The organism is Mesorhizobium sp. M0184 (genome assembly GCF_040322215.1).
In the GTDB taxonomy this organism is placed as follows: Bacteria; Pseudomonadota; Alphaproteobacteria; order Rhizobiales; family Rhizobiaceae; genus Mesorhizobium.
Map to the genome: position 1 here is coordinate 89,406 of NZ_JAMYSZ010000023.1, position 22,277 is coordinate 111,682.

The 22,277-nt window shown below is 62.7% G+C and carries 20 protein-coding genes; 8 read left to right on the plus strand and 12 right to left on the minus strand.

Going from position 1 to position 22,277, the window contains the following annotated elements:
- Positions 1–11: 11 nt before the first annotated feature.
- On the plus strand, positions 12–563 hold the full coding sequence (locus NKJ23_RS24400; RefSeq protein WP_502894566.1) for a DUF924 family protein: 552 nt from the start codon (positions 12–14) through the stop codon (positions 561–563).
- 24 nt (positions 564–587) lie between these two features.
- On the opposite strand, the gene folK is transcribed toward NKJ23_RS24400, so the two are convergent.
- The 3 genes from folK to folP are packed head-to-tail and all read right to left on the minus strand — an operon-like array spanning position 588 to position 2,307.
- Positions 588–1,115 carry a 2-amino-4-hydroxy-6-hydroxymethyldihydropteridine diphosphokinase gene (gene folK / locus NKJ23_RS24405; protein WP_352682928.1) on the minus strand — a complete coding sequence of 176 codons (528 nt, stop codon included), beginning with the start codon at positions 1,113–1,115 and terminating at the stop codon, positions 588–590.
- Positions 1,099–1,458: a dihydroneopterin aldolase gene (gene folB / locus NKJ23_RS24410; RefSeq protein WP_023674838.1), complete on the minus strand. Its 360-nt coding sequence runs from the start codon at positions 1,456–1,458 to the stop codon at positions 1,099–1,101. Before folB ends, folK begins: the two co-directional genes overlap by 17 nt.
- Before the next feature lie 3 nt (positions 1,459–1,461).
- Positions 1,462–2,307 carry a dihydropteroate synthase gene (folP, locus tag NKJ23_RS24415; RefSeq protein WP_352568756.1) on the minus strand — a complete coding sequence of 282 codons (846 nt, stop codon included), beginning with the start codon at positions 2,305–2,307 and terminating at the stop codon, positions 1,462–1,464.
- Positions 2,308–2,403: 96 nt separating this feature from the next.
- On the opposite strand from folP, the gene NKJ23_RS24420 reads away from it, so the two are divergent.
- Both NKJ23_RS24420 and NKJ23_RS24425 read left to right on the plus strand, forming a co-directional pair.
- Positions 2,404–3,021 carry a DUF922 domain-containing Zn-dependent protease gene (locus NKJ23_RS24420; RefSeq protein ID WP_023674836.1) on the plus strand — a complete coding sequence of 206 codons (618 nt, stop codon included), beginning with the start codon at positions 2,404–2,406 and terminating at the stop codon, positions 3,019–3,021.
- Positions 3,022–3,222: 201 nt separating this feature from the next.
- Positions 3,223–4,704, plus strand: a complete 1,482-nt coding sequence (locus NKJ23_RS24425; protein WP_352455682.1) for an MDR family MFS transporter — start codon at positions 3,223–3,225, stop codon at positions 4,702–4,704.
- Between the two features lie 26 nt (positions 4,705–4,730).
- Here the strand turns inward: NKJ23_RS24425 and NKJ23_RS24430 are convergent, their stop codons facing one another.
- The 3 genes from NKJ23_RS24430 to NKJ23_RS24440 all read right to left on the minus strand — a co-directional run bounded on the left by NKJ23_RS24430 (position 4,731) and on the right by NKJ23_RS24440 (position 6,628).
- Complete coding sequence (locus NKJ23_RS24430; RefSeq protein ID WP_352682930.1) at positions 4,731–5,759, minus strand: NAD(P)/FAD-dependent oxidoreductase; 1,029 nt, start codon at positions 5,757–5,759, stop codon at positions 4,731–4,733.
- A gap of 82 nt (positions 5,760–5,841) precedes the next feature.
- Entirely contained in the window at positions 5,842–6,162 is a 321-nt protein-coding gene (locus NKJ23_RS24435) for a 2Fe-2S iron-sulfur cluster-binding protein (RefSeq protein WP_023674833.1), read from the minus strand.
- 97 nt (positions 6,163–6,259) lie between these two features.
- The gene (locus NKJ23_RS24440; RefSeq protein WP_292660938.1) at positions 6,260–6,628 is read right to left on the minus strand and encodes an Hpt domain-containing protein; all 369 of its coding nucleotides are present in this window, start codon (positions 6,626–6,628) and stop codon (positions 6,260–6,262) included.
- Positions 6,629–6,913: 285 nt separating this feature from the next.
- On the opposite strand from NKJ23_RS24440, the gene NKJ23_RS24445 reads away from it, so the two are divergent.
- Complete coding sequence (locus tag NKJ23_RS24445; RefSeq protein WP_352682932.1) at positions 6,914–13,300, plus strand: apolipoprotein A-IV repeat region-like domain-containing protein; 6,387 nt, start codon at positions 6,914–6,916, stop codon at positions 13,298–13,300.
- 104 nt (positions 13,301–13,404) lie between these two features.
- Here NKJ23_RS24445 and NKJ23_RS24450 read toward each other — a convergent pair whose 3' ends face one another.
- From NKJ23_RS24450 to NKJ23_RS24465, 4 genes are read right to left on the minus strand one after another with little or no spacing between them, the layout of a single operon-like run.
- Entirely contained in the window at positions 13,405–14,058 is a 654-nt protein-coding gene (locus tag NKJ23_RS24450) for an ABC-type transport auxiliary lipoprotein family protein (RefSeq protein WP_352682934.1), read from the minus strand.
- 37 nt (positions 14,059–14,095) lie between these two features.
- Positions 14,096–15,469 (minus strand): MlaD family protein, encoded by a 1,374-nt coding sequence (locus NKJ23_RS24455; RefSeq protein ID WP_352540616.1) that lies wholly within the window; start codon positions 15,467–15,469, stop codon positions 14,096–14,098.
- A gap of 13 nt (positions 15,470–15,482) precedes the next feature.
- On the minus strand, positions 15,483–16,301 hold the full coding sequence (locus NKJ23_RS24460) for an ABC transporter ATP-binding protein (protein ID WP_352682936.1): 819 nt from the start codon (positions 16,299–16,301) through the stop codon (positions 15,483–15,485).
- 1 nt (position 16,302) lies between these two features.
- Positions 16,303–17,487 carry an MlaE family ABC transporter permease gene (locus NKJ23_RS24465; RefSeq protein ID WP_352682938.1) on the minus strand — a complete coding sequence of 395 codons (1,185 nt, stop codon included), beginning with the start codon at positions 17,485–17,487 and terminating at the stop codon, positions 16,303–16,305.
- Positions 17,488–17,565: 78 nt separating this feature from the next.
- On the opposite strand from NKJ23_RS24465, the gene dgcA reads away from it, so the two are divergent.
- Positions 17,566–18,549, plus strand: coding sequence for an N-acetyl-D-Glu racemase DgcA (gene dgcA / locus NKJ23_RS24470; RefSeq protein WP_352682940.1), 984 nt, complete (start codon positions 17,566–17,568; stop codon positions 18,547–18,549).
- On the opposite strand, the gene NKJ23_RS24475 is transcribed toward dgcA, so the two are convergent.
- The gene (locus tag NKJ23_RS24475; RefSeq protein WP_352682942.1) at positions 18,520–19,737 is read right to left on the minus strand and encodes an MFS transporter; all 1,218 of its coding nucleotides are present in this window, start codon (positions 19,735–19,737) and stop codon (positions 18,520–18,522) included. The genes dgcA and NKJ23_RS24475 overlap by 30 nt on opposite strands.
- Here NKJ23_RS24475 and NKJ23_RS24480 point away from each other — a divergent pair.
- The gene (locus NKJ23_RS24480; RefSeq protein ID WP_352682949.1) at positions 19,655–19,834 is read left to right on the plus strand and encodes a hypothetical protein; all 180 of its coding nucleotides are present in this window, start codon (positions 19,655–19,657) and stop codon (positions 19,832–19,834) included. The genes NKJ23_RS24475 and NKJ23_RS24480 overlap by 83 nt on opposite strands.
- A 30-nt stretch (positions 19,835–19,864) precedes the next feature.
- Here the strand turns inward: NKJ23_RS24480 and NKJ23_RS24485 are convergent, their stop codons facing one another.
- Positions 19,865–20,686, minus strand: coding sequence for a UDP-2,3-diacylglucosamine diphosphatase (locus NKJ23_RS24485; RefSeq protein WP_352682944.1), 822 nt, complete (start codon positions 20,684–20,686; stop codon positions 19,865–19,867).
- Between the two features lie 120 nt (positions 20,687–20,806).
- Here NKJ23_RS24485 and NKJ23_RS24490 point away from each other — a divergent pair, with 120 nt between their 5' ends.
- Together NKJ23_RS24490 and NKJ23_RS24495 are read left to right on the plus strand one after the other, a co-directional pair.
- On the plus strand, positions 20,807–21,586 hold the full coding sequence (locus NKJ23_RS24490; RefSeq protein ID WP_352682946.1) for an SDR family oxidoreductase: 780 nt from the start codon (positions 20,807–20,809) through the stop codon (positions 21,584–21,586).
- A gap of 164 nt (positions 21,587–21,750) precedes the next feature.
- Positions 21,751–22,188: a hypothetical protein gene (locus tag NKJ23_RS24495; RefSeq protein ID WP_023680006.1), complete on the plus strand. Its 438-nt coding sequence runs from the start codon at positions 21,751–21,753 to the stop codon at positions 22,186–22,188.
- The last annotated feature ends 89 nt before the right edge of the window (positions 22,189–22,277 follow it).

The following is a 22,277-nucleotide window of genomic DNA, read 5'->3' on the forward strand; positions in this document are numbered from 1 at the left end:
GAAAGACGCGAATGATGAACGAACTGGACGAGCGCGCTGTCTCCATCACCAGATTCTGGCGCGACGCCGGGGAGGACGCGTGGTTCGAGAAGAACGACGCCTTTGATGCCGACTTCCGCACCCGGTTTCTCGATCTGCACTTTGCCGCCGCCCGCCGCGAATGCGACGGCTGGTCCGAACACGCCGAAGGATCGCTGGCACTGATGATCCTGCTCGACCAGTTTCCGCGAAACTGCTTTCGCGCCACCGGCCACATGTACGCCACGGACCCGCTGGCGCGGCATTTCGCCGGGAAAGCGATCGCTGCCGGCCATGACCTTGCACTCGACGAAGAGCTCCGCGTTTTTCTCTATCTGCCCTATGAGCATTCGGAGGACCTCGCCGATCAGCTCAAATCGGCAGAGCTTACCGCCGCCAAAGCCCCGATCTATCTGAAATATGCGATCGAGCATCGCGACATTATCCAGCGCTTCGGCCGCTTTCCGCATCGAAACAGGATGCTTGGCCGCGAGACGACACCGGACGAACAAATGTTCCTCGACGGAGGTGGGTTCTCCGGTTGATTTCAGGCACCGATGGCGGCAGCGTCAGGTTTTCCACCAATCCCGGCCTGACGGCAGCCGTTCAATGCCCGATGTGTCGACGGCGGCCAGCCGCTCCGATACGCTCTTGCCGTCGACCACAAGCTCCGGCGCAATTTCTGCCAGCGGCGCCAGCACGAAGGCGCGCTCCAGCATGCGCGGATGCGGCACCTCCAGTCCGGTCTCGTGGATGATGCGGTCGCCGAACACCAGAATGTCGATATCGATCAGGCGTGGACCCCAGCGCTCCTCGCGCACCCGCTTCAGTTTTCGCTCGGCGTCGAGGCAAAGGTCGAGCAAAGCCCGTGGCGCGAGCGCGGTCGAGATTTCGGCCGCCGCGTTGAGGAAATCCGGCTGATCGAGCTTGCCCCAGGGCGGCGTGCGGTAGAGCGACGAAACGGCAACGACGCGCGTTCTCTCGTTGACATCCAGAATGCCCAGTGCCGCAGCCATCGACTTCGACGGATCACCGAGATTGCCGCCAAGGCTGAGATAGACGGTGTTGTTGTTGTTGTTACTATTCTGGCCAGACAACGGTCACCTCGACATGATCGAGCACACCCGGCACCGGGGCGTTCGGCTTGCGCACGGTGATCTCGGCCTTTTTGATCTGCGGAAACCGCGCCGTCAGCGCCCTCGCCACTTCGAGCGCCAGCGCTTCGATCAGAAAGCGCCGTTCGCCGGTAATGATCTTCTCGATGACCGCAAAGGCGATGCCGTAATTGACGGTGTCCTCGATGGAATCCTCGACCAGCGCCCGCCCGGGATCCACCGTGAGTGCCGCATCGACATAAAAGCGCTGGCCGAGCGTCTCTTCTTCGTCCAGCACACCGTGCCGGGCAAAGAAGGCGCAGTTCTTCATGCGGATGACATACATGGCTCAGCTTTCCCCGATCTCACGTGCCAGCATAGCATCGGCGATGGCCAGCGCATCCACGTTGATTGCGACATCGTGGACGCGAAAGAGATGCGCGCCTTTGAGCCTCAGGATGACGCTGGTGGCCGCGGTCCCGGCGCCTCTTGCGGCTGCGTCGCGGCCGGTGACGGTGCCGATAAAGCGCTTTCGCGATGTGCCGGCCATCAGTGGAAAACCCAGCGCATGAAGTTCGGAAAACCGTGCCATCAGGTCAAGATTTTCCGCTGCCGTCTCCTTGGCGAAGCCGAAGCCCGGATCGAGCACGATATGATCGTCGGCAACACCGCTCCGCCGCGCGATTTCCAGCGACTTCCTGAGGAAGAAGAGCTGATCGGCAATCACGTCGGGCAGTTTCTGCCGGTCCCGTCCCGTGTGCATGACGACAAGGCCAGCGCCGGTTTCGGCCGCGACGCGGGCAATGCCCGGTTCGCGCTGCAGGCCCCAGACGTCATTGACGATATGCGCGCCGGCTTGGACGGCAAGCCGGGCCGTATCCTCGCGATAGGTATCGACCGAGATCAGCGTTCCGCCAGACGTCGCGAGCGCCTCGATGACCGGCAATATGCGAGCCTGCTCTTCCTTTGCGGAGACCGCAGACGCCCCGGGACGTGTCGATTCTCCGCCGATGTCGATGACGGAGGCCCCCTCCTCGACCATGCGGCGCGCCTGGGCCACTGCTTTTTCCGGCGCATCGAACAGGCCGCCGTCGGAAAAACTGTCCGGCGTGATGTTGAGGATGCCGACGACCACGGCCTTGCCGCCAAGGTCGAGATGGCGTCCGTGCGCCAACTGCCATCGCCCTGTCATCATTGCCCATCAACCATGTTCGATCCCGCGGCGTGGCGGGGGATCAATTCCGTTGCGCCGAGGACGGCGGTAAAGCAAGGTGGGGAAAGAGGCAACACGATGAAACGATCCCTCCTTTGCGCCCTGATGCTCGCTCTGACCGCATTCCCGGCCGGCGCTGCAACTCTCGTCAAGACATATAGTTATTTCCCGATCGGCGGCAGGACGCTCGACGACATCGAGACCCAGCTGTCGAAACTCGGGCCTCAGGTGAAAAGCACCGGGTCGCGGCATCCGGGAGCTACCCAGATGGCGTTCACCACCCGCGTCAGCTATGCGCAAAAGCCGGGCTCGTGCTGGATTGCCGACGCTGTCGTCACCGTCAAGGTCAAGGTCATCCTTCCTGAGTGGCGCCGCCCGCGCAAAGCCGATGCCGGCGTCAGGCTGTTCTGGGATACGTTGTCCGCCGACATCAAGCGCCATGAGGAACGCCACGTCGAGATTGCCAAGAACCACGGCCGCGAACTAGAAGACGCCTTGAAGGCGAGCTACCCGGAAAAGACCTGCGAACTGGCAAAGGCCAAGGCCGCAAAAATCACTGCGGCCATGCTTGCCAAACACGACCAGGACCAGATGCGCTTCGATCGTGTCGAAAGCGCCAATTTCCAAAGCCGCATCCTGCGGCTTTTGCACTATCGCATCGAGCGCATTGAGAACGGCCGACTCGCTCCCGGCTGAACTCCGCGTCGTCGGACAAAGCCAATTTTGCCGAAACATAGTGCCAGCTTCGGAAAACTTTCGAGCCGCTGTCGAAATCGGCCTATAGCGAACGACATATGCCAGGTTCGCAGGGATCAGCCTCCGGCAAACGCCAATCGGCGTACTAGATGCTTCCCAGCCCGTCGCGGACGTGCACGCAGGCATAATGGATGAACGGATATGGACCAGGCTGTCGACAAGCAAACGATGGTGGAAACCAGCGCGCCGCTGACCGAAACCGAGAAAAACGCCATCATCGGCGGCGTGCTTTTGTCGATGCTGCTGGCGGCGCTCGACCAGACCATCGTCGCGCCGGCGATGCCGACGATGGCACGTCTGCTCGGGCATGCCGAATATCTGCCATGGATCGTGACCGGCTATCTTCTGACCGCGACCGCCGTGGCGCCGCTCTACGGCAAGATCTCCGATATTTATGGTCGCCGGCCGACCGTCTATGCTGCAATCCTGATCTTTCTCGCCGGCTCGCTGGTCAGCGCCACGGCCCCTAACATGCTGGTCCTGGTTGTCGGCCGGGCGATCCAGGGCGCCGGCGGCGGCGGGCTGTTCGCCCTGACGCAGACCGTGATCGGCGACCTCGTGCCGCCGCGCGAGCGGGCCCGATACGCCGCCTGGATCTCGGGCACATGGGCCGTCGCCAGCATCGCCGGGCCGCTGCTCGGCGGCACCTTCGCCGAACATCTGCATTGGTCGCTGATCTTCTGGATCAACATTCCGCTCGGCCTGCTGGCCATGGCGATCATCAACAACCCGCTCAAGAAGCTGCCGATCGCCGCAAAACATCACCGCATCGACGGCCTCGGCGCGCTGCTTCTGGTCGCGGCCACCTCGCTGCTGCTGCTTGCCTTGAACTGGGGCGGCAGCGAGTATCCGTGGCTGTCGCCTGAAATCCTTGGACTGCTCGCCTGCTCAGCGGTGTTCTGGAGCGCGTTCGCGCTGCGGCTCATGCGCGCGGCCGAACCGCTGATCTCGCTCGAAGTGCTCGGCAATCCGATCGTTCTCGCCGGCACATTGTCGATGTTCCTGCTGCAGGCCGCCAATGTCGGCTTGTCAGTCTATCTGCCGGTCTACCTGCAATCGGTCGTCGGCCTGTCGGTCAGTCAATCGGGCACCGCGTTGCTTGGGCTGATGCTCGGCACGGTGGCCGGTGCGACATTCAGCGCGCGAATGATCCCGCGCTTTTTCCACTATAAGCGCATTGCCATGATCGGAACTGTTTTCTCGATCCTGTGCCTCGGCGTGCTCAGCCTGGTCGCCGGGCACGCCTCACTTTTGCTCGTCGAGGTGTTGACGACCTGCGTAGGCCTGGGTACAGGCACGACCTTTCCGGTTGCCACCGTCTCGGTCCAGAACGCCGTCGATCGCATGCACCTTGGCGTAGCGACCGGCGTTCTCACCTTCCTGCGCTCGCTGGGCAGCGCGCTTGGCGTCGCTATGCTCGGTGCCGTCGCCCTTGGTTACGGGCTGCCGCTGGCCAGCGAAGGCACTCAGCCGGCCGGCCATATCGCTTCGGCCATGCCGTTCGTGATGATCTTTCTTGCCGCGGCCGCGATCTTGCTGTTGTCGCTCATCACGCTCTGGCTGATGCCGGAGAAAACGCTTCGCGGCCATGCCGAGGCTGTGGCCCCAACCCTGGCCGAATAGACCTGTCCGGCGAAATCCGGCGAGCTTCAGTCGACCACGCCGAGCTTCTTGTGCAGGCTGGTCGACGAGGTCGTATACTGGAATACGATGCGCTCGCCGGGGCTGACGATGCGCTTGGCCGCTTGCGCCATCAAGGCGACCTCGTGGAAGCCCGACAGGATCAGCTTCAGCTTGCCGGGGTACCAGTTGATGTCGCCGACGGCGAAGATGCCGGGCACCGACGTCTGGAATTTTTCGGTGTCGACCGGGATCAGGTTCTCGTGAAGGTTGAGGCCCCATTCGGCGATTGGGCCGAGCTTCATCGTCAGGCCGAAGAACGGCAGCATCCGCGTACACGGCACTTCGATATCGCCCTCCGGCCCCTTGATGGTGGCGGAGGCGAGCTGGCCGTCGGCGCCGGTCAGGCCAGTCACCTGTCCAACCTGGAATTCCAGCTGCTTCATCTCCTGCATGGCGTACATCTTGTTGACGCTGTCGGGCGCTGCGCGGAATTCGGGCCGCCGGTGCACCAGCGTCACGCTCTTGGCGACCGGCTGCAGGTTCAGCGTCCAGTCGAGCGCCGAATCGCCGCCGCCGACGATGACGAGGTCGTGGCCGCGAAAGTCCTCCATCCGGCGCACCGAGTAGAACACGCTCTTGCCTTCATAGGGTTCGATGCCTGGAATCGGCGGCCGCTTCGGCTGGAACGAACCGCCGCCGGCGGCAATCACCACAATTTTGGCTTCGAACACCTCGTTTTCGTCGGTAATGACGCGGAAGCTGCCGTCCTCCAATCTTTCCAGGCTCGAAACCATGCGGCTATAGGTGAATTCGGGCTTGAACGGCGCGATCTGCTCAAGCAGCTTGTCGACCAGGCCTTGCGCCGAGATCGAGGGCCAAGCCGGAATGTCGTAGATCGGCTTTTCCGGGTAGAGTTCGGCGCATTGCCCGCCGGGCCGGTCGAGTATGTCGATCAGATGGCACTTCATGTCGAAGAGGCCGAGCTCGAATACGGCAAACAGGCCGACAGGCCCTGCCCCGACAATGAGTACGTCCGTCTTGGTGATAGCGGTCATGAAGCATGCGCCTTTATGGGAAAACGGCGCGACACTGCATGACCATTGGTCCGCTGCCAAGCGGCAGCCGCAAAAATCGGCTTCAGCCCTGGCGGGCCGGCACGCGCACGACCAGCCCGTCGAGGGCGTCGCGCACCTTGATCTGGCATGACAGCCGCGAGTTCGGCTGGACCTCGTAGGCGAAATCCAGCATGTCCTCTTCCATGGCTTCCGGCTCGCCGACCTCCGCCGTCCAGGCTTCGTCGACATAAACATGGCAGGTCGCGCAGGCGCAGGCGCCGCCGCATTCCGCTTCTATTCCCGGCACCGCATTGCGGATCGCATTTTCCATGACGGTCGAGCCGTTTTCGGCATCCACGTCAAAATGCGTGCCGTCATGGGCGATGAAGGTCAGCTTGGTCATTTGTCACCTGAAGGGAGTCTGAGCCGACATAATCACTCTGCCGGACAAGTCAACTGCGGCGCCAAAGCGCCGCTGTGTGGCGTTTTGGGAATAAGCGCTATCGGCTGATGGCGGCGACGAAGTCGCGCACTTCTTCGATCAGCGAGCCAAGCCGCTTCAGCGTGCTGGCGTCTTCGGGCCGGCATTCGATCGCGCTGGCGCAATCGGCAATGGCGAAGGCGCCGACCCCGCGCGCCGAGCCTTTGAGCCCGTGTGCCAATAGCAGCCGCTGCCTGACATCCGCATCGACGATCTTGTCGCGCACCGACAGCGCCTGCTGCACGAACAGAGCCAGCACCTCCTGCTCGAGGCTCCGATCGCCCATCGTCTGGCGCGCAAGATGCGCCAGGTCGATCGGCCGCGCCCCGGCTGTCCCCGACACGTCGCCGCCGGGCATCGAGAAGGCAATGCCGTTTTCGCCACGTATCACTTTGAGACTCCGTTCTTCGACCGCCGCAAAAACTAGGCGTATCCGGTGGACAACGGGTTAATGATTGGCCCGGAAAAATGTCGCGATAACGGCGCCAGAATCACGGCTGTGTTAACCTTATATTTAAAGTTTTACGTATCGGGCGGAATGCATGTTTTCTTTACCCGGCTGTGTCATTACGATACGACAGGTCCATTTTCAGCCTCCTGCGCGGGACACGCTAGGCACAATCAATAAGCAGAACCATAAGTCCCGCGGCAGCTTGTACAGGGTAGCGAAGGCATGGCGAAGAAACCAACGACGACAAGAACGCTCGACAGCGACGTAGCCAGGGAACTTGAAAAGGCACTTGAGATCGATCTGAGCGGCGATGCCGGCGGCGACTTCGACATGGCTGCATCCATGGAAGATCTCGAAGCGCAAATATCGCAAGCCGCCGACGAGCTGGCGCGCGAAGGTCGCAGCCAGAACGAAGCGCCTGCCCTGGACCAGACCCAGAACGCGGCACCTGCCGCCAATCAAAGCCAGATCGCAAATCCCGCGCCAAAGGCCAAGCAGGCTGAGTTGCGTCCTGTCGCAACGCGCAATGGCTCGCAGCCGGCAGCTTTCTCGCCGGCCAACGACGATCGTCAAAAAGATTATAAGACGCTCCTGCACACCCTCAATCGGCGCGCCTCGAACACGATCTACTGGGTCGTGGCTTTCGTTTCGCTGGCCTGGATCGCCGGCGCTGGCGGCCTTGCGAACCTGTTGTTCGGACCTGGCATCTGGAACATCCGCACCTTCGATCAGTTTTTCGCCCGTCCGGAGCTGATCGGCCTGGCGGTCGCGGCAATCGTGCCCGTCATCCTGTTCTGGGCATTCGCAGTGATGATTCGGCGCGCTCAGGAGATGCGCCTTGCCGCGCAGTCGATGACCGAGGTGGCCTTCCGTCTGGCCGAGCCGGAAAATCTTGCCCAGGATCGCGTCATGATGATCGGCCAAGCGGTTCGCCGCGAGGTGGCAGCCATGGGCGAAGGCATCGAACGCACGCTTGCGCGTGCCGTCGAGCTCGAAACGCTGGTCCACAGCGAGGTGAACCAGATCGAGCGCTCCTATTCAGAGAACGAGTCCCGCATCCGCTCGCTGGTCGACGGGCTGGGCAGCGAGCGCGAAGCGGTCGTCACCCATGCCGAGCGCGTGCGCGCCTCGATCACCGGCGCCCACGAGACACTGAAAGACGAGATCAACGCCGCCAGCGATATCATTCGCGACAGCATTCTCAACGCCTCGACCAAGCTGTCGATGACGATCAACGAATCCGGCGATACGCTGATCGACAGGATCAACGGAAGCTCGTTGTCGATCTTCGATTCGGTGGAAGGCCGGCTCGAATCGATCACCGATCGGCTGTCGACGTCGGGCGAGGCCTTCGCCAGCCTGCTCGACACCCGGATCGCCAAGCTGACGGACACCACCGATGGCCTGACGCGGTCACTGACCGACCTGCTCGACGACCGCACGAGCGGCATGGTGTCGCTGCTCGGCGGTGCCGCCCGCACACTCAATTCGGAATTCGAAGCCAGCCTCAACGGCATCGAGCGGACGCTTGCCGAACGTGGCCAGGCGCTGATCAGCGAGTTCCAGACCCGCGCCGAGGCGCTCGACACCGGCACGCAGAAGCTCAACGCCGCGCTGGAGGCTCGCGCACGCCAGATCAACGAGACGCTGGTCGAGCGCGCGCGCGAAATCGCCCACACCTTCCAGGATAGCAAGGAGACGCTGTCGGCGATGATCGATCAGGGCAAGACCCAGATCGGCGCCGACATGGCCGACATCATTTCATCGACCTCGACCATGCTTGAAGCCCGCGCCGGCGATTTCGCCGGGCGCATGGAAGCGGCGCGCCATGTTGTATCGCGTTCGTTCGATACGGACATCCAGCGGCTTGCCGATGCTCGCGCCGGCATCGAGGAAGCCGTCGAGAACCACAGCCGCAAGCTTTCCGAAAGCCGCGACCGGATGGCGGCGGCAATGCAGGCCGATCTGGCGAAGTTCGCCGAAGGTCGCGCCGAAATCGACGCAGCGGTGGCTAACCAGGTGCAGAAGCTAGCCGAAGGCCGCGGCCTGATCTCGCGCGCCCTTGAAGAGGATCTGCGCAAGGTCAACGAATCGCGCGCAGCGATCGACGCCTCGCTGGGCAGCCATCTCGAAAGCCTTGAAGAGGGTCGCAACAGGCTTGCCCAGGCCTTGAACGAAGACTCTGGAAAACTCGTGCAAGCCCGCACGATAATTGATGAAATGGTTGCCGGGCACGTCGGCAAGCTCGCCGAAGGCCGCAGCATCCTTTCGCGCGCGCTCGAGGCCGACCTCGGCAAGCTGGCAGAGAGTCGCGCCAGCATCGACGGCCTCGTCGCCGGTCAGGTCGAAAAGATCGCCGAGGGCCGCGCCATACTCGCCAGTGCGCTGGAAGCCGACATTGCCGGCATCAATGGCCTCATCGAGGCCCATTCGGCGAAATTGGCGCAAGACCGCAGCGGGCTTTCCCAGTCACTCGATAACGACCTGTCCGACATCAGGAGCCTGATCGCCGATCATTCGGGCAGGCTCGCCGATGATCGCAGCCTGCTTTCGAAGACGCTTGAAGACGATCTTGCCAAGCTGGCCGAAAGTCGGTCGAGCATCGACGGGCTGGTTGCCGGCCAGGTCGAGAAGCTGGCCGAAGGCCGCGACATCCTCAAGCGCGCGCTGGAATCGGACCTGAACGCTATCAAGGGCGTCATCGCCGGCCAGTCCGAAAAGCTGGCGGAAGACCGTGGCCAGTTGTCGCGGGCACTGGAGAGCGACCTGCAGGCCGTGCGGGGCGTTGTCTCCGATCACATGAACAAGCTCACCGAAGACCGTTCGACCCTTTCGAAGGCGCTCGAAGACGATCTCGCCAAGTTGGCCGAAAGCCGCTCGAGCATCGATGTGATGGTTGCCGGCCAGGTCGAAAAGCTGGCAGAGGGCCGCGACATCCTCAAGCGTGCGCTCGAAGCCGATCTGAGCACCGTCAAGGGCGTTATCGCCAGTCAATCCGAGAAGCTGGCGGAGGATCGCGGTCAGCTGTCACGGGCACTGGAGACCGATCTCGAGACCGTGCGGGGCGTCGTCTCCGATCATATGAACAAGCTCGCCGAGGACCGTTCGGCCCTGTCGAAGGCGCTCGAGGACGATCTCGCCAGGCTGGCAGAGAGCCGGTCGAGCATCGACGGGCTGGTCGCAGGCCAGGTCGAGAAGCTGGCCGAGGGTCGCGACATCCTCAAGCGCGCGCTGGAAGACGATCTTGCCAAGCTGGCCGAAAGCCGCTCGAGCATCGACGGACTGGTTTCCGGCCAGGTCGAGAAGCTGGCCGAAGGCCGCGACATCCTCAAGCGCGCCTTGGAGGCCGATCTCAGCACGATCAGGGGCGCCATCGCCGATCAGTCGCAGCTATTGACCGATAATCGCGCGCAGTTTTCGCGTGCGCTGGAAGCCGATCTCGGCAACGTCAACAGCCTTGTCGCAACCCACGCAGAGAAGCTCGTCCAGGACCGCTCGACCCTGTCGAAGGCGCTCGAGGACGATCTCGCCAAGCTGGCCGAAAGCCGCTCGAGCATCGATGGGCTGGTTGCCGGCCAGGTTGAGAAACTGGCGGAAGGCCGCGACATCCTCAGGCGCGCGTTGGAAGCCGATCTGGAGAGGCTTGCAATGAGCCGCAGCGAAGTCGACGAGATCGTCGCCGGTCATGTCGGCAAGCTGAGCGAGGGCCGCGACATGCTGACCCGCGCATTGCAGGACGATCTCTCCAGGCTCGCCGAAACGCGCAAGGATGTCGACCGTTCGCTGTCCGGCCATATCGACCAGATCGCCGCCAGGAGCACCGACATCTCCGATGCGATCGCTGCGGACGTAGAAAAGATCGAGCAGGCGTTCAGCCGGCAGACAGGCATCATTGAAGAGCGCGCCAGCACAATGGAGCGAGCGCTGTCGACGGGTGTCGACAACGTGCGCAGTGTGCTCGAAAGAAGCGCGGTCTTCGTCGCCGGCGCGCTGCGCGAGAAGGTCATGGAAGTTACCAGCGCGCTGCATGAGCAGGCGGGCGCGGCATTCAGCGATGCCGACCGCAAGATCGCCGAGCGCGCCGAGCAGACCTCGGCCGCCCTGCTCGCCAGGGCGGAGGACATCGCCCGCACCTTCGAGGAGGCAGATCGTCGCCTCGCCGCCCGCGCCGAGGATACGTCGAGCGCACTGATTGCCCGCGTCGACGACACGTCGAACAGCTTGCTCGCGCGTGCCCAGGAAACGGCCGATCAGCTGGCAGCCAGAGCAAGTGAGATTGCCGGCACCTTCGACGCGGCGGACCACAGGCTGGTCTCTCGAGCCATCGAAACGGCCCAGTCGCTGGCGGCACGTGCCGGCGACATCCTGCGCAATTTCGAAACGGCCGACGAGCGGCTGGGCGTGCGCATCGGCGAATCCGCCGAAGCGCTCGCGGCACGCGCGTCGGATCTCGGTCGCATTTTCGATGCCGCCGACCAGCAACTTATTTCGCGCATTGCCGAAGGCTCCGAAGCACTTTCGGCCCGTGCGTCCGAGATCGGCCGCATCTTCGAGGAGGCGGATCATCGTCTGGTGTCCCGCATTGCTGACAGCAGCACCGCCATCGGCGAACATGCCGACACCATTGTCGGTGCCTTCGCCAGCACCGAGCAGCGGGTTGCCGAACGCGCCAGGCAGACTGGCCAGGAACTCGCCGTCCATGCCCGTGAAATCGAGCAACTGCTTGCCGGTGCCGACGAACGCCTGGCATCGAGTGCCGCCGCCACAGCGGTCCGCGTCGAGGAGCAGGTCGCCGGCGTCGAGAACCGCCTCGCCTACTCCGCCGAGACAATGGGCCAAAAGCTCAATGAACAGGTCTCGAATGCCGAGGCGCAGTTGGTCTCGCGCGCCAACTCGATCGCCGAAACCTTCACCGCGGTCGGCCAGCATATCGGCCAGAGCACCAATGACGCTGCAAAGACCATCGGTGCCAATACTCGCGAGCTCAATACGATGCTTGCGGCACGTTCGGCCGAAATATCGAAAATCCTGGACGAGACGGCACGGCCTCTGGTCGAGCGCTTCGCCCAGGGCGGCTCCGAGCTGCAAAAGAGCATGGAAGAGGTCACCGAACGTGCGACCGAGAAGCTGCGCACTCAAAACGCCGCCCTCGTCGACGCCCTCGCCAGCCGTACGGCCGAAACCCTGTCGGCCGTCGAAGGCGCGCGCTCGACGCTTGCCGACAGCGTTGCCGACCTCATCGGCCGCATGACCACCTCCAGCTCGCAGCTCGGTCAGTTGATCGAGCAGGCGGCGACCAATCTCGGCCAGGTCGACGAACGCCTGACCGGGAGCACGCAAAGCTTCGCGGCGACCACGGAAAAGACCGCGCAGACCTTCGCCAGTTCGGCGCGTCTGGTCGATTCGAACACGACGCGGCTCACCGAGCTGTCGTCGTCGACCTTGCGCGAGGTTGCTTCAATCGCCACCAAGTTCGACGAGCACAGCCGGTTGCTTTCCAGTGCCTCGGACCTGTTGAGCTCGGCCCAGAGCAATCTTGAGCACACGCTCGAAAGGCAATCGTCGCTGGAGGACCTTGCCGTCGGTCTTGTCAAGAAATCGGAAGATCTCGAAAGGGTCATGCGCTCGTTCGAGAATCTGGTCGGCCAGACGCTGCAGAACGCCGAAGGCAAGACGCTGGAATCCGCCGACAAGATCCGTACCGCGATTTCCGAAGTGGTCGATTCGGCAACCAAGCGCTTTGCCGATGCGACCGAGGAGATGCGGCGTACCGCCGGCTCGATCAAGAGCGAGCTCGACCTCACCCGGGCCGAGCTTAAGAAAGGCGTCATCGAGATGCCGGAAGAGGCAAAGGAATCAACCACGGCTATCCGCCGTGCCGTTTCAGAGCAGATCAACGCGCTGAAGGAACTTTCTGAAATCGTTGCGAAATCTGGCCGCAGCGCCGACAGTTCGGAACAGCGCAACCTGCGTCCGGCGCCGCAAGCGCCTGCCGCACGCCCCGCCGAACCGCCACGTCGCCCGGCTCCGGCTCCCGAACAGCGCCGTGCACCGCAGGCGCCTTCGGGCGAGACGGCGCTGCGCGGCACGCTCGACCTCGAACGTCCCGCAGACCAAGCGCCGCGCCAGCGCGACCCCAACGGCCGCACGCCGCAGGGCGGTTGGGTGCGTGACCTCCTGACCGGTGCATCACGCGAAGACGACGCCAAGCCGGCAGCGCCTGCCGAAGCGCCGCGCCCGGCTCCCGCTGCGCGGTCGCCGCTTCATGTCGTGGAATCGCTGAACTCGCTCTCGGTCGATATCGCACGCGCCATCGATCACGATGCCTCGATCGAGCTGTGGAACCGCTACCGGCGCGGCGAGCGCGACGTCTTCACGCGCCGACTTTACACGCTGAAGGGCCAGCAGACGTTCGACGAGATCCGCCGCAAATATCAGTCGGAGGCGGAGTTCCGCGCTGCTGTCGATCGTTACTGTGACGATTTCGAAAAGCTGCTCAAGGACGTGTCGCGCAACGACCGCGACAACATCATGGCACAGACCTACCTGACGTCGGATACCGGCAAGGTCTACACCATGCTGGCCCACGCCAGCGGCCGCCTGCACTAAGCGGGCGACAGAGAACAAACGAAAAGGCGGGATTTCCCGCCTTTTTCATGCCGTACTGAATTCCATTGGCGCTGTAGAGTGCCGTGCCGGCAGTTCCGGCTGTGTCAGATCACGGTGTCGGTCCAGCGGACGATTTGCCCGGCCGCATCGCCGAACGCGGCATCGAGCGCGCCGACATAGGCCTGGTTGCCATGGCCCGAAACGGGCGCGATGGCGCTAAACGTCTTCGAAGCGCGCACTTCACCGTTGCGGTCATTCAACAGGCGCACGAACAGCTCGACCTCGGCATGTTCGCCGCCATCGACACGCACCTCGAACGAGCGGATCTCGACGATCACCTGATAGTCGATCGCCAGCCCCTCGCCTGGCTTGCCGACGCCGGTGAAGCTGCCCGAGCGCTGGAACGTCTCTGCCAGCCGCGCCTGTACGATCATCGGCAGCCGGTCGGCCCATTGCGCGCCCTTGAGATACTGGATCGATCGCGGCGATGGCTTGATGACGATGTTCTGGCTGTCCAGCGCCTTGAGCGCCGATGGCTGGGCGATGAGGATCTGGCGACGGCTGTGGGCACGCGCTTCCAGCGACGGCGCCGAAAGCTCGAACGTATCCAGCGGCGCCGGCTTGCCGCCCAGCGCCGCGCAGCCGGCGAGCGAAAGTGCCAGCAGTGCCGCTCCGGCCTTGAACCCACTCGATCTGACGCTGCCTGAACTGATCGACTTCAAACGCGATCCCCCCCGGATCGTGGAAACAATGCGCATCTGCCAGCTATGTTCTTGCGGTGGGCGCAGGCCGAAGTCAACGGCGCACCCTGCCGTCGAACTGCCGGACCTCACCCTCGCCGCCGGACAGGATCCGCTGTGGATTGCGGCTGAGGTCGGTCACCGCCTCTTCGATGCGGTTGATCGAACGACGGCTGTCCTGGACCAGCGATTCGACGTTTTGCAGCCCCTGTCCCGAGAACCGCGCCAGATTGTCGGTGATGGTGCCGAGGCGGGCGTTCAGCGTGTCGGCGACCTGCTTGAACGATTTGAGCGTCGCCCTGGCATCGGCCATGACGCCGTCGGCCTGACCGGAGCCGAGCAGTTTGTCGACCTTGGCAAGGATACCGTCGACTCGCACCGAGGCATCGTTGAGGCGTCCTGCGAGCTGGTGCGCGTCTTTGATGGTTTCGTCGATGTCGTCGGCCCGGTTGGCGAACTTGTTGGTCACCTTGGCGATGTCGGCGGCAGCTTCATTGGCGTTTTCGCTGGCCTTCTGGATATTGGCCAGCGCGGTGCGAACCTCAGCCGGATCGATGCCGTCGAGAACGCCGTCGACCTTGGCCAGCGTGCCTTGCGTCTTCTGGGCGAAGTCGTTGATCGAGCCTACCGCGGTGTCCACGTTCTTGATGACCGTGTCGAACTGCTTGCTGGTTTCCTTGAGGTTGGAAGTGACCGTGTCGACATTGGCGACGATGCTCTTGATCTGGTCCTTGTCGACGGCGTTGAGTAGCCCTTCCGCCGCCTTCAGGGTGCCGTCGAGCTTGCCCGAAACACCCTTCAGTTCGTCCGCCAGCGAGCTGACGCTGGCCAGGAACTTGTCGACGCCGTCCGCATTCCTGGCCAGTGCATCGGAGAAGGTCTGGACATTGTTGACGGTCTGCGTCAGCGGCCCGCGAACATCCTTGGTGAAGCCTTCGAGCTCCGAAAGGACCTTGTCGGCGCGGGTGAAGATGTTCTGCGCCGTCTGCAGCAGGTTGGTGACCGCCGACGGGTTGGCAACGATCTCGGCGACACGGCCTTCCTTTTCCGCCTCGTCGAGGAGTTTTGGCTCCTTGGGGTCGGCGCCCTTGAGCTCGATGTTGGCCTGGCCGGTGAGGCCGGCAAGCCCGATATCGGCCTGCGTCGACTTGGTGATAGGCGTATTCCGGTCTATTTCGGTGTCGGCGATAGCAGCGGTCGGATTGTCGACGTCGATATAGACACGGCGCACGTCGCCGACTTTGACGCCATTGAACAGCACGAAACTGCCACGGCCGAGGCCCGAAGCGGAGCCTGGAATGCGCACGCGCAGCACCGTCGTCTCACCCTTTTCGCCGATCGCCGCCGTCCAATAGACGAAAGCGAAAGCCGCGAGGATCGCGGCCAGCGTGAAAATGCCGACAATGACGTAGTTGGCCCTGGTTTCCATTGCTCACTTATGGCTATGCGCGCGCCGCAAGATCAAGTTGCCGGGCGCGTTTTCCGCGGAAATAGGATTTTACCCAGGGTTCCTCGCTCCTGAGCATGTCGTCGATCGTGCCCTCGACCAGCACTTTCTTGTTGCCGAGCACCGCCACGCGGTCGCACGCGGTAAACAGCGTGTCGAGATCGTGCGTGACCATATACACGGTCAAATCCATCGTATCGCGCAGTTTGACGACCAATTCGTCGAACTCAGCCGCGCTGATCGGATCGAGCCCGGACGTCGGTTCGTCGAGGAAAACGATATCCGGGTCGAGTGCCAGGGCGCGCGCCAGCGCAGCACGCTTGATCATGCCGCCGGAGAGCTCGGAGGGGAATTTCTGCGCCGCCTCCGGCGGCAATCCGACCAGCTCGACCTTGAGCATGGCAAGTTCGTCCATCAGCTTCTTCGGCAAATCGAGATATTCGCGCATCGGCACCTGGACGTTTTCGAGGACGGTCAGCGCCGAAAACAGCGCACCATGCTGGAACAGCACGCCAAGCCGCATGTCGATGCGAAGGCGCTCCCTTTCGGTTGCCCTCTCGACGTCGACCCCGAACAGTTTGATTGTTCCCGATTGCTTGCGCGTCAAGCCAAGGATGGTGCGCAAGAGAACAGATTTGCCCGCACCGGAGGCACCGACGAAGCCGAGAATCTCCCCGCGCCAGATATCGAGCGACAGTTTGTCGAGAACGACCTGATCGGCGAACGACACCGTGACGTCGTGCGCCGACAGCACGATCTCGTCTTCTTTGGCTTTCGCCGCCACCTTGGTCGTGTTTGTGCCCGGCAGCGCCATCTCAGAACTCGATCGCTGCATAGAACATGGCGAAAAGCCCGTCGAGGATAATGACCACGAAGATCGACTTCACCACGGAGGCGGTCACATGCTGGCCAAGCGATTCGGCGCTGCCGCCAACCTTCATGCCCTCGACCGAGGCAATTATGCCGATGATCATGGCCATGAACGGCGCCTTGATCAGGCCGGCAAAGATGGTGCTGAGGTCGATTGCGACACGCAGTCGGTCGATGAACGCTGCCGGTGCAATATCGGAGTAGAGCCATGCAGCCAAAATGCCGCCGCCCAGCGCGGCAAAGTTGGCGATGATCGTCAGGCAAGGCAGCGCGACGACCAGCGCGACCAGCCGCGGAAACACCAGCACGCCGATTGGATTAAGACCGATCACCTTCAGCGCATCGACCTCCTCGCGCATCTTCATCGAGCCGATCTCGGCGGTGATCGCACTGCCGGAGCGGCCGGCGATCATGATCGCCGTCATCAGCACGCCGAGCTCGCGCAGGATCAGCACCCCGACCAGGTCGACGACGAAGATGTCGGCGCCGAAATAGCTGAGCTGATAAGCGCCTTGCTGGGCGACGATCGCACCGACGATGGCCGACATCAGCACGACTACCGGTATGGCGCCGACACCCATGCGATCGATCTGGTTGAAGATCGCCGCCATGTTGACGGCATGGCCACGGCCAAGCTTCATCTGCGAGCCGCGTATCGTGGCGCCGAGGATATTCATTGCGGCCAGGAAATCGTCGCGCATCTCATAAACGCGCCGGCCAACCGCCTCGAGCCCGCGAATGATGATGTTGGGCGGCTTTGCCGGACCTGATTCGGGCTCGCGTCGGACCGCATCACCGACGGCGCCGAGCAGGATCGAGGCAATCTCGCTTTGCCCCTGCATCGTGATCTCGACGCTCTTCTTTTCGAAGCTGCTGACCAGGCGGTCGATCAGCCACGCCCCGGCAGTGTCCATCTTCTCGATTTGTGAAAGGTCGAGCGCCAGCGTCTTGAAGCCGCCGCGCTTCTCGATCTTACGCATCTCGGCATCGACCAGGGCAACGGTACGTGTCGTCCAGGTTCCCGAGAAAGCGCAGCCGAGAACGTCGCCCTCCTCGCCGATCGCGATGCGCGGCTGGTGGTCGGGCTCCTTGGCAGGGCCGCTTGCGTCGCGTTTGCGGATGGTCAACATGGCATCCTGTTTAGCCTGACGGGGCCGACCTGTCGATTTGCCGATATCCTCCTTGTCGCACAGCTGGAGCAGAAAAATATGGCGCGTGTCATTTCGGTCGAGGCCGAGCGCTTTCCGATAGCCGGGACCTTTACCATTTCGCGCGGCTCGAAGACCGAAGCGGAGGTGATTTCCTGCGCCATCACCGAAAACGGCCGTACAGGCCGCGGCGAATGCGTTCCTTACAAGCGCTATGGCGAAACCATGGAGGGTGTGCGCGACGCGATCGAGGCGATGCGCAGCGAGATCGCGCGCGGCATCAGCCGCATCGCCCTGCTCGATGCCATGCCTGCCGGCGCGGCACGCAGTGCCATCGACTGCGCGCTCTGGGACCTGGAAGCGAAGATCAGCGGAACACCGGTGGCGCATACGATACGAACCGTTCCGTTACGACCGCTTGAGACGGCGTATACATTGTCGCTCGCCGAGCCGGGGGCGATGGCGGCGCAGGCCCGCGCTAACGCCCAGCGCCCGCTACTCAAGGTCAAGATCGGCGGCGACAACGACATCGCGCGCATCCGTGCAGTGACGGCGGCAGCACCCGACAGCCGAATCATTCTCGACGCCAATGAGGGCTGGAATGACGACAATATCGTCGCAAACCTCGCCTTTGCCGCCGAGCACGGTATCGCCTTGATCGAACAGCCGCTGCCGGCGGGACATGACGGTGTTCTTCGCCACATCGCGCATCCGGTACCGATCTGTGCCGACGAAAGCGTGCACGAGGCGAAGGACCTTGAAGCGCTTGTCGGCCTTTACGACGCCGTCAACATCAAGCTCGACAAATCGGGTGGCCTGACCGCTGCACTCGTGCTTCGCGACCGCGCCCGCGAACTGGGTCTTGGTGTCATGGTCGGTTGTATGGTCGGCACATCGCTTGCGATGGCGCCGGCCGTGCTGTTGGCGCAGGATGCCGATTTCGTCGATCTCGACGGTCCGCTGCTGCTGGCCCGCGACCGCGTTCCCGGTCTCGTCTACCAAGGTTCGCTGGTGTCACCGCCCGAGCGGGCGCTGTGGGGCTGAACGCGCGGCAAGCCCGATCAGAGTCAGGCCCGTCAGAGCGATCGGGATCATCGCAAAGAAGCCATTCGCGCCGAAGCGGTCGTAAAGAGGACCGGAAATCAGCGTCGCCGCCGCCATGAAGAAGCCATTGGAGAAGTAGGCGATGCCTTGCGCCGCCCCGGTGCGTTCTTCCGCGACCGTCTCACCGATCATCTTTTGCAGGCCGATCAGCACCAGCGCCACCGAAACCGCGTGCAGCGTCTGGATCGCGAAAAACCCGCCAACGCCAAGCCCAAGCGGCCAGATCAGCGGAAAGGCGAACCAGCGCACGATTGCGCCAATCCCGGCAATCAGCATGATCGAGACGACCGAGAAGGAGGCGAAAGCGCGGGTGAAAACGACGAACATGCATATCTCGGCGACGACGCCCCACCCCCACAGAAGCCCGACAACCGAATCGCTGATGCCGATCGACTTCCAGTAGATCGACACGAAACCGTAGAGAAATGCGTGGCTGGCGGTGATGACGCCGACGCCTGTCGAAAAATAGAGGAAGTACCGGTTGAGGAGTTTCGGTGCCGATTGCTGGATATCGGCGGCCGAAAGCGGCGAGGCGCGGCGTGGACGGCCGAGGCGCGGCGCAATCAGTCCGGCGGCTAGCGCGGCACACAGCGCCGCGAAGATGATCACCGGGACAGCCTGGGCACCGCTCGCCGACAGGATGAAACCGCCGGCGAGATTGGCGCAGAGATAGGAGATCGAGCCCCATTTGCGCATGCTTGCGTAATTCGAGCCGAAGCGGCGAACACCTGAAAGGGCGAGCGAATCGGCAATCGGCGAATGCGGCGTCCAGACGACCGTCAGGGCCAACGACACGGCAAGTACCGTTGCGTAGGTCGGCGGCAGGAGGTAGCCGGCGGACAGGATCAGCGATGCGGCGACCAGCGCAACATAGACATTGGCGCGGTCGCTCGCTTTGTCTGCCAGCGCAGTAAGAAAAGGCGTCGTCGCCACGCGCAGGAACATCGGCGCGGCGAGGATCACGGCTATCTGTTCGGCATGGAACCCCTTCGCCTGCAGCCACAGCGGGAAATACGGCACATGCGTCCCGAGCGGAACGAAGAGCGTGAAGAAGATCAAGCTCATTCGCAGTTCGAAATGGCGTGGCTTGACGAGTTGTTCGGGCGAAAGCGGCGGCAGCGAGGACATTGACAGGCGATCCGTCGGCACGGCATTCAGCCGGGTCGGCCCGCCACACCTGCCGCTGCTTAACACGGCGAAAAAGTCGATGAAACCGCTGGACTAACCGATTGAAGCGAGGTGCGGCCGGATTTGGTCAAGCCGCCTGGACTGCCCTGCCCTTGATGTCGATCGGCACGAGCACCTCGCTGCCGACCGGAGTCTCCGGCAGGACATGCGCCCAGTGCAGGATCTCCATCCGGCCGTCAAAATGCTCGACCACCGCCGTGCAGCTCTCCACCCAATCGCCGGTGTTGATATATTGCACGTCCTCATAGCTTTCGATCGCGGCATGGTGGATGTGCCCGCAGATCACGCCGTCGACATGCGAGCGGCGCGCCTCCTCGGTCAGCACGGTCTGGAACGAGCCGATGAAATTCACCGCCTTCTTGACCTTGACCTTGGCCCAGGACGAGAACGACCAGTAAGGCAGGCCGAGCACCTGGCGCAGGCGCGTGATGACGCGGTTGACCAGCATCGCCGCGTCATAGGCGTAGTCGCCGAGATAGGCCAGCCAGCGCGCATTATGGACGACGGTGTCGAACTGGTCGCCATGGATGACGAGAAGGCGTTTGCCATCGGCGGTCTCATGGATGGCGCGGTCGGCGACGACAATGCCGCCGAAATGAACGCCCTGGAACTGGCGCGCGAACTCGTCGTGATTGCCGGCGATGTAGGTGATGCTGGCGCCCTTGCGCGCCTTGCGCAGCAATTTCTGGATGACGTCATTGTGGCTCTGCGGCCAATGCCAGCTTCGTCTCAAGCGCCAGCCGTCGACGATGTCGCCGACGAGATAGATGATATCGGCATCGTGATGGCGCAGGAAATCGATCAGGAACTCGGCCTTCGCCGCCTTCGATCCGAGATGGACGTCGGAGATGAACATGCTGCGGAAAGTGCGGGGCTCTGCGCCGGACATCATTTGTCACCGTTGCTTTCGCGTGAGCCTATGCCCCGATTCATGCAACAAGCGTATGACGGTTGCGATTGGTCCAGCCATACGGGTAGGTTGCCGCGGCAATCAGAGGAGAAAACCACCATGGATCTCGGCATTCGCGGCAAGAAGGCCATCGTCTGCGCTTCGAGCAAAGGCTTGGGACGCGGCTGTGCCATGGCACTGGCAGAGGCAGGTTGCGATCTGGTCGTCAATGGCCGCAACGCCGACGTGCTGGCCAAAACTGCCGCTGAACTGCGCGAGAAATTCGGCGTCAAGGTGACCGAAATCGTCGGCGACATATCCAAGCCCGATGTCCAGAAGGCGCTGCTTGCCGCCTGTCCCGATCCCGACATCCTCGTCAACAACAATGGCGGTCCGCCGTTTCGCGATTTCCGCGCGCTCGACCGCGAAAAGATCCTCGAGGGCGTCACCCAGAACATGGTGACCCCTGTCGAACTGGTTCAGGCCGTGATCGACGGCATGGCGGCGCGCGGCTTCGGCCGCATCGTCAACATCACCTCGCTGTCGGTCTATGTGCCTATCCCCGGCCTCGACCTGTCGTCTGGCGCCCGCGCCGGCCTCACTTCGTTCCTTGCCGGCGTCGCGCGGACGGTGATCGACCGCAATGTGACGATCAACAACATGCTGCCGGGAAAACTCGACACCGACCGGCTGCGCGGCCCGCACGAGGCCGGCACGCCCGAAAATCCGGCCGCCGCCGCCGCGCGCAAGGCGCAAGCAGCAGCCAATGTTCCGGCCAAGCGACTCGGCACGCCGGAGGAATTCGGCCAGATCTGCGCCTTCCTCTGCTCGGTCCATGCCGGCTACCTGACCGGGCAGAACATACCGGTGGACGGCGGCCTCTATGTCAGCGCGTTTTAGTGGCAGAATCCAAGGCTTGATACCCGCTGGAAACGGCGGGCAACAGGCGCCCTCAGGCAAGCCGAAACAGGGCAACATTATGCTCAAAACGGCGCCCAGTTCACAAGGACTAGGGTTAGTCCGCATGTTATCTCCTGCCTCGCACATGAAAATGAGACCGGCGAATGGCGTCTATTTATCGCTTTGTTGCGCAAAAACTGCTGTCGCACGGGGTTCGAGACACGGCCGACGGCAACCTTGCAATTACCGACAGGAGATTGTTCCTTGACTTCGTTCGTCTAGAACGAGCGGTTAGGCTAGAGGATTTCGCCACAGTCCAGTCTGCGGTGGTGGCGATTGAAAATCGTTGCTTATCAATGGGTAAACGTCATATCGCGGTGTTTGCATACATGTATCTCAGGTTTTCGGATGCGACCCCAAAGTTTACTCACCTGGACATCGAGCTTGAGGAAGAAGGAGGTATCCGCCGAACAGTCGACTACCGGCGTAGGGTGTCGTCGACAGAGCGACTTGTCGGCGAGTGGGCTGCCGCTTGGTACGATCGCTATTCCAAGAGTTTCTTTCGTGCACTTTATAGGAGCAACAGCCCCACAGCGAACTAGCGAAAGAGTTGTGTGCGTCAAGTTCTGCAAAATGGCGTGGCATTGCGGTGACGTCGGCGTGTCCGCCGCGCAGCCCCCGTGTTTAGCGG

Coding starts and splice junctions, on each gene's coding strand:
- folB (WP_023674838.1), bottom strand. CDS start 1,458: ATGTATGTCATCCGCATGAAGAACTGCGCCTTCTTTGCCCGGCACGGT.
- NKJ23_RS24460 (WP_352682936.1), bottom strand. CDS start 16,301: ATGGCGCTGCCGGGCACAAACACGACCAAGGTGGCGGCGAAAGCCAAA.
- dgcA (WP_352682940.1), top strand. CDS start 17,566: ATGGCGCGTGTCATTTCGGTCGAGGCCGAGCGCTTTCCGATAGCCGGG.
- NKJ23_RS24485 (WP_352682944.1), bottom strand. CDS start 20,686: ATGTCCGGCGCAGAGCCCCGCACTTTCCGCAGCATGTTCATCTCCGAC.
- NKJ23_RS24400 (WP_502894566.1), top strand. CDS start 12: ATGATGAACGAACTGGACGAGCGCGCTGTCTCCATCACCAGATTCTGG.
- NKJ23_RS24465 (WP_352682938.1), bottom strand. CDS start 17,487: ATGTTGACCATCCGCAAACGCGACGCAAGCGGCCCTGCCAAGGAGCCC.
- NKJ23_RS24445 (WP_352682932.1), top strand. CDS start 6,914: ATGGCGAAGAAACCAACGACGACAAGAACGCTCGACAGCGACGTAGCC.
- NKJ23_RS24490 (WP_352682946.1), top strand. CDS start 20,807: ATGGATCTCGGCATTCGCGGCAAGAAGGCCATCGTCTGCGCTTCGAGC.
- NKJ23_RS24450 (WP_352682934.1), bottom strand. CDS start 14,058: ATGCGCATTGTTTCCACGATCCGGGGGGGATCGCGTTTGAAGTCGATC.
- NKJ23_RS24455 (WP_352540616.1), bottom strand. CDS start 15,469: ATGGAAACCAGGGCCAACTACGTCATTGTCGGCATTTTCACGCTGGCC.
- NKJ23_RS24420 (WP_023674836.1), top strand. CDS start 2,404: ATGAAACGATCCCTCCTTTGCGCCCTGATGCTCGCTCTGACCGCATTC.
- NKJ23_RS24495 (WP_023680006.1), top strand. CDS start 21,751: ATGGCGTCTATTTATCGCTTTGTTGCGCAAAAACTGCTGTCGCACGGG.
- folP (WP_352568756.1), bottom strand. CDS start 2,307: ATGATGACAGGGCGATGGCAGTTGGCGCACGGACGCCATCTCGACCTT.
- NKJ23_RS24435 (WP_023674833.1), bottom strand. CDS start 6,162: ATGACCAAGCTGACCTTCATCGCCCATGACGGCACGCATTTTGACGTG.
- NKJ23_RS24430 (WP_352682930.1), bottom strand. CDS start 5,759: ATGACCGCTATCACCAAGACGGACGTACTCATTGTCGGGGCAGGGCCT.
- NKJ23_RS24475 (WP_352682942.1), bottom strand. CDS start 19,737: ATGTCCTCGCTGCCGCCGCTTTCGCCCGAACAACTCGTCAAGCCACGC.
- NKJ23_RS24425 (WP_352455682.1), top strand. CDS start 3,223: ATGGACCAGGCTGTCGACAAGCAAACGATGGTGGAAACCAGCGCGCCG.